Genomic DNA, 4,943 nt, shown 5'->3' with positions numbered 1-4,943 from the left:
GAGGAGCACCGGGGGGCCGGTGCGGGCCGGGTGTGCCGGTGGCGCTGGCACGCGCCGTGCCGCCCCTTCACCGAAACCGGCACTTGTAACGTGCCGAAACCGGCACAAATGACATGCCGAAACCGGCACAAATGACGTGGCCAGACCCGGTCGATGGGGCAGCAGGGCGCGGTGTCTGGTGGTGGTTGCACCATTCCGAGTTTGAGGGAGTGGTTGGTTGTGCCGCGTGGTGTGCGGGTTGCGGAGCAGGTGCGGTTGCCGCGGTGAGTGGGTTCAACGTGAAGTGCTGACGGTGAGTTCCTTTGAGAACGACGGTTCGGCACTTGGCCGGACGGTTCGTACCTTCGGGTAGACGCTTCGGCACGTAGGCCGACGGTTCGGCAGCCCGGGTGCCGAACCGTCGAGCGAAGTGCCGAACTGTTGCTGTGAAGTGCCGAACCGTCGGCCGAACTGCCGAACCGTCCGGCGGCGGCCGGGGCGACGACGTCGCTCTCACCTCGCATTGGAGAGGCGCCCGGTGCACGCGCCCGGCCGACTCAAGGTGCTGCACGGCTCGGGGGCGGACGCGTAGGCTCGCCCGCATGACCAGGATCGTTGCCGGGGCGGCCGGCGGGCGCCGCCTCACCGTGCCCCCCGCCGGCACCCGCCCCACCTCCGAGCGGGTGCGCGAGGCCCTGTTCGGCAGGCTCGAGCACTACGGGGTCATCACCGGGGCGAGGGTGTTGGACCTGTGCGCCGGCTCTGGCGCGCTGGGCCTGGAGGCGGCCAGCCGCGGCGCCACCGACGTGACCCTGGTGGACTCCTCCCGCGCGGCCACGAAAGTATGTACGGCGAATGCGCGCGCGCTGGGGCTCAAGGGGGTGCGGACGGTGACGGCCAAGGTGGAATCCTTCCTCGCCGGGCCGGCCGGGGCCCCGGTGGAGTTGGTCATGCTCGACCCGCCCTACGACGTCGATGAGGCGGCTCTGGCCGCCATGCTGGCGCCGCTGACCCGCCGGGAGGATCCGTGGCTGACGCCCAGGGCAGTGGTCGTGGTGGAGCGGTCCTCACGCTCCCCCGAACCCACCTGGCCCGCGGGCCTGACCTGCTTCTCCTCGCGCAAGTATGGGGAGACCACCGTGTGGTTCGCCGAGCCGGACGCCGACGCCCGGGCGCCGCAATGAGCGCTTATTTGATCCGCTTACTTGATGGCCATGTAGCCACTGGAGTCAATAGTGATAGCGGGCCTGCAGGACGACGAGGTCATCGCCGTCAACCAGGTAGACCAGACGGTGCTCGGCGGTGATGCGACGCGACCAGGCTCCGCTCGCGCCGTATTTGAGCTGTTCGGGTTTGCCGATGCCGGTGAAGGGATCGCGCAGCGCGGCGGCAATGAGCGCGTTAATGCGCTTCACCATGCGCCGGTCGGTTGTCTGCCAGTAGCAGTAGTCCTCCCAGGCGGAGCGCTCCCAGGCGAGCCGCATGCGCTCGTCTCAGTCCTCGAAGTCCAGTTCATGGACCTCAACGTGACCGGCTCGGGCACGCTCATAGGAGTTGAGGAGCCGGCGCGCGTTCTCAGGCGAGCGGAACAGGTAGGCGGTCTCCTGCCACGCCGAATACTCGTCGGCAGACATCAGCACGGCATTGCCGTGTCGGGAAACGATTTCGACGGCGTCGCGGTCCGCGTTCACCCGCTCGATGAGCGGGAACAGGGTGCGACGTGCCTCGGTGGCACTGATCGACATGACAGCCTCCAGATGACTTGTACATGTTTATGGTACCGGTTTGGCCTGCTGGCGACCAGAGCCGCTTGTCTTCCGCGTATCTGGCCCGCCCCTCAGGAACGCTCGAGGTAGGCCTCGGACTCCTCGTCCAGCCGGTCGGCGATGGCGGCCGCGAGCGCGCGGTGTTCGGCCAGCGTCGGGTCGGCGGCGATGAGCGCCTCCGCCTGGGCTCGGGCCTGGGCGATGAGGGCGCCGTCGCGGGTCACGCGCAGCAGGTCCAGGTCGCTGCGGCGGCCCGACTGGGCGGCGCCGAGCACATTGCCCTCGCTGCGCAGCTCCAGGTCAGCCTCGGCCAGGGCGAAGCCGTCGTTGGTGTCGGCGAAGGCCCGCAGCCGGTGGTAGGCGGTGGTGCCGACCTCGACCCCGGTTACGGCGATGCACACCGACTCGCGCTCGCCGCGGCCCACGCGCCCGCGCAGCTGGTGCAGCTGGGACAGACCGAAACGATCGGCGTCGAGGATCACCATCATGGAGGCCTCGGGAACGTCCACCCCCACCTCAATGACGGTGGTGGATACCAGCACCCGGGTGCGCCCCGAGGCGAAGTCCGCCATGGCGGCGTCCTTCTCGGCACCGGTCATGCGACCGGTCAGGCTGCCGATCCCCGCACCCGCAAGCGCCGGCTCGGCGGCCAGGCGCTCGGTCCATTCGTTCACCGCGGCCAGCGGCCGATCCGGCGCCTCCTGCGACTCCTCCAGGAGGTCCCCGGACTCATCCAGCAGGGCGTCGGGGACATCGGGGTCCGGCTGCATCCCGCCTGCGTGCGCTGCCCGGGCGTCGGAGGCGTTCTCGGGGGCGTTCTCAGTGGCGTCGATGCGCGGACACACCACGTACACGCGCCCGCCCGCAGCGATTTCCTTGGCGGCGCGATTCCAGATGCCCGCCACCCACGTCTCGCGCTCCCAGGGCACCAGGTGGGTGGTGATGGGGCGGCGTCCGGCGGGCAGCTCGTCCAGCATGGCGGTATCCAGGTCCCCGAAGATGGTCATGGCGATGGTGCGCGGGATGGGGGTGGCGGTCATGACCAGCAGGTGGGGGGTGCGCTGGGCTCCGGTGGCCGGGTCGGTGACGCCGCCGCGCTCGCGCAGGGCGTCGCGCTGCGCCACCCCGAAGCGGTGCTGCTCGTCGACGACGACCAGCCCCAGGAACGGAATCTGCACGGTTTGGGACAGCAGGGCGTGGGTGCCCACGACGATGGCGGGTTCACCGCCGGCCAGGTCGGCGAGCAGCTGTCGCCGCTCCGCGGCCGGGGTGGAGCCGGTCAGCAGGCGCACGCGGGTGGCGCGCTCGGCGCCGTCGAGCATGCCCGAGCGTGCCAGCGGGCCGAGCAGCGCCTCCAGGGAGGCGCGGTGCTGGGTGGCCAGCACCTCGGTGGGGGCCAGCAGGGCCGCCTGCCCGCCCGCGCCGACCACCTGCAGCATGGCGCGCAGCGCCACCAGGGTCTTGCCGGCGCCGACGTCGCCCTGCAGCAGCACCTGCATGGGAACGGTGGAGTTGAGGGCGTCGGCGAGCTGGCTGCCCACGCGCACCTGCCCGGCCGTCAGGGTGTATGGCAGCGCCGAGTCCAGGTCCGCCAGCAGGGAGTCCTCCCCGGGCAGCGGCCAGGCGACGGCGGTGTGCTCGGCCGCGTGCTGGACGCGCCGCTGTACCAGGGCCGCCTGCAGCACGAAGGCCTCCTCGTGGCGCAGGCGGCGGCGGGCGTCGCGCCACTGGGAGGTCTCCTCCGGGGTGTGGATCCAGCGGTAGGCGGTGTAGGCGTCGATGAGCCGGTCGGCACGGCGGACCTCCTGCGGCAACGGGTCGGGCACATCGGCGGCGGTGACCTCACCGAGAACCTTGCGCACCGCCTTGGCCACCACCCAGGACGGCATGGCCTCGGTGGCCGGGTAAATGGGCAGGGGGCGGGCGAGCAGGGCCTCGCGTTCGGCGTCGTCGAGGTCGTCCAGGACCTGGAAGCGGGGGCCGGCCAGCTGGCGGCGGCCGCGACGTGTGCTGACCTTGCCGTGCAGCAGCACGGTGGTGCCGGGGGCGAGTTGCTCGGCGTAATGGTGGACGAGGCCGACGTTGCCGAACAGGACGACGTCCATGGAGGCGGTGCCGTCGGTGACAGTGGCCTCCAGCAGGGCGGGCGGGCGCCCGGAGCGCGTGCGGCGGGCGGCCGAGCGCACCACCTGGGCCTGAATGGTGGCCTGCTCGCCATCGACCAGGGTGCGCAGATCGGTCAGGTCGCCCCAGGTGTCGTAGCGGCGGGGGAACAGTCGTAGCAGGCCCCTCACCGTGGTCACCCCCTGCTTGGCCAAGTGGGCGGCAGTGGTCTTGGTCAGGAAGCGACTCAGCGGGCGGTCGAGCAGGGGCACGGTGCCGCGCCGGGAGGAGCGGGTGGGGGTCATGCGGCCTCCCCTTAGCCGATGGCGAGCAGGACGTCGGGGGCGGCCTGGCCGCCGGCGTGGAGGACGACCTCGATGGCGTCGGGGCTGAGGCCCTGCTGCTCGGCGTAGCGGGCGACGGCCGCGGCGGCCAGGGCGCCGACGTCGGGCAGTGCCTCGCGGCCGAGGATGACGGTGACGAGTTCGTCGTCGGGACGCAGTGCCGCCATCAGCGCGGCGGCGACAGCGTCGGCCTCGGCGTCCGGGCCGCTGAGGGCCTGGGTGCGCACCGCGGCGGCGACGCTTCCGGCGCGGGTGGCCAGTTCCCCGAGTTCGGCATGCTCGCCCTGTCCGGCCACCGCGACGGCGGCAGCCAGGACCCGCGCCTCGTCGTCGGTGTCGCACACCAGCAGGCGCACGCCGTCGGGCACGGTACGGGTGGCCTCACCCTCCCCGGCGCCGCGCACGCTGGAGACGGCGGAGCGGGCGGCGAGGAAGCGGGCGGCCTCGTGGGCGCTGGCGGCGGCCTGCGGGTCGCAGGGCAGGACAATGGCCTGGGCGACGCCGAGGTCGCCGGCGGCGCGGACGATGCCGTCGCGCTCCGGACTCAGGACCACGACGGCGCCGGTGCGAGCGAACTGCTCAATGAGGCCAGGGGCGCGGGTGCAGGCGATGATGCCGACGCCCTGCCGGTTCGGGCGGGCGGGCGTGTGCGGGCCCGTGTGCGAATCGCGGTCCGGGCCGACCGGCGACGCGGCGCCGGCACGGCGGGCGGCCAGCCGTTCGAAGGAGACGACGCGGCCATCGGCGGTGG

The 4,943-nt window shown here is 72.3% G+C and carries 4 protein-coding genes and 1 pseudogene; 1 reads left to right on the top strand and 4 read right to left on the bottom strand.

The genetic code is table 11. The annotated features are described in order from the left end of the window. Positions 1–581: 581 nt before the first annotated feature. Entirely contained in the window at positions 582–1,163 is a 582-nt protein-coding gene (gene rsmD, locus RWX45_RS00110) for a 16S rRNA (guanine(966)-N(2))-methyltransferase RsmD (RefSeq protein ID WP_316021767.1), read from the top strand. Positions 1,164–1,208: 45 nt separating this feature from the next. Here rsmD and RWX45_RS00105 read toward each other — a convergent pair whose 3' ends face one another. The 4 genes and pseudogenes from RWX45_RS00105 to RWX45_RS00090 all read right to left on the bottom strand — a co-directional run. Then, positions 1,209–1,463 carry a Txe/YoeB family addiction module toxin gene (locus tag RWX45_RS00105; protein WP_316021766.1) on the bottom strand — a complete coding sequence of 85 codons (255 nt, stop codon included), beginning with the start codon at positions 1,461–1,463 and terminating at the stop codon, positions 1,209–1,211. 9 nt (positions 1,464–1,472) lie between these two features. After that, positions 1,473–1,724: a type II toxin-antitoxin system prevent-host-death family antitoxin gene (locus tag RWX45_RS00100; RefSeq protein WP_316021765.1), complete on the bottom strand. Its 252-nt coding sequence runs from the start codon at positions 1,722–1,724 to the stop codon at positions 1,473–1,475. A gap of 92 nt (positions 1,725–1,816) precedes the next feature. Beyond that, entirely contained in the window at positions 1,817–4,153 is a 2,337-nt protein-coding gene (locus RWX45_RS00095) for an ATP-dependent DNA helicase RecG (protein WP_316021764.1), read from the bottom strand. Between the two features lie 11 nt (positions 4,154–4,164). Further along, positions 4,165–4,943 (bottom strand): annotated as a pseudogene (locus tag RWX45_RS00090) (glycerol kinase); the annotation flags it as partial.

The organism is Actinomyces sp. MRS3W, from assembly GCF_032465695.1.
GTDB lineage: Bacteria > Actinomycetota > Actinomycetes > Actinomycetales > Actinomycetaceae > Actinomyces.
Note: the sequence above shows the minus strand (reverse complement) of the source record. Positions and strands in the feature narration are given on the sequence as shown.

Bases quoted from the DNA above. Each gene is read 5' to 3' on its own strand.
- RWX45_RS00100 (WP_316021765.1), bottom strand. From the start codon at position 1,724: ATGTCGATCAGTGCCACCGAGGCACGTCGCACCCTGTTCCCGCTCATC.
- RWX45_RS00105 (WP_316021766.1), bottom strand. From the start codon at position 1,463: ATGCGGCTCGCCTGGGAGCGCTCCGCCTGGGAGGACTACTGCTACTGG.
- RWX45_RS00095 (WP_316021764.1), bottom strand. From the start codon at position 4,153: ATGACCCCCACCCGCTCCTCCCGGCGCGGCACCGTGCCCCTGCTCGAC.
- rsmD (WP_316021767.1), top strand. From the start codon at position 582: ATGACCAGGATCGTTGCCGGGGCGGCCGGCGGGCGCCGCCTCACCGTG.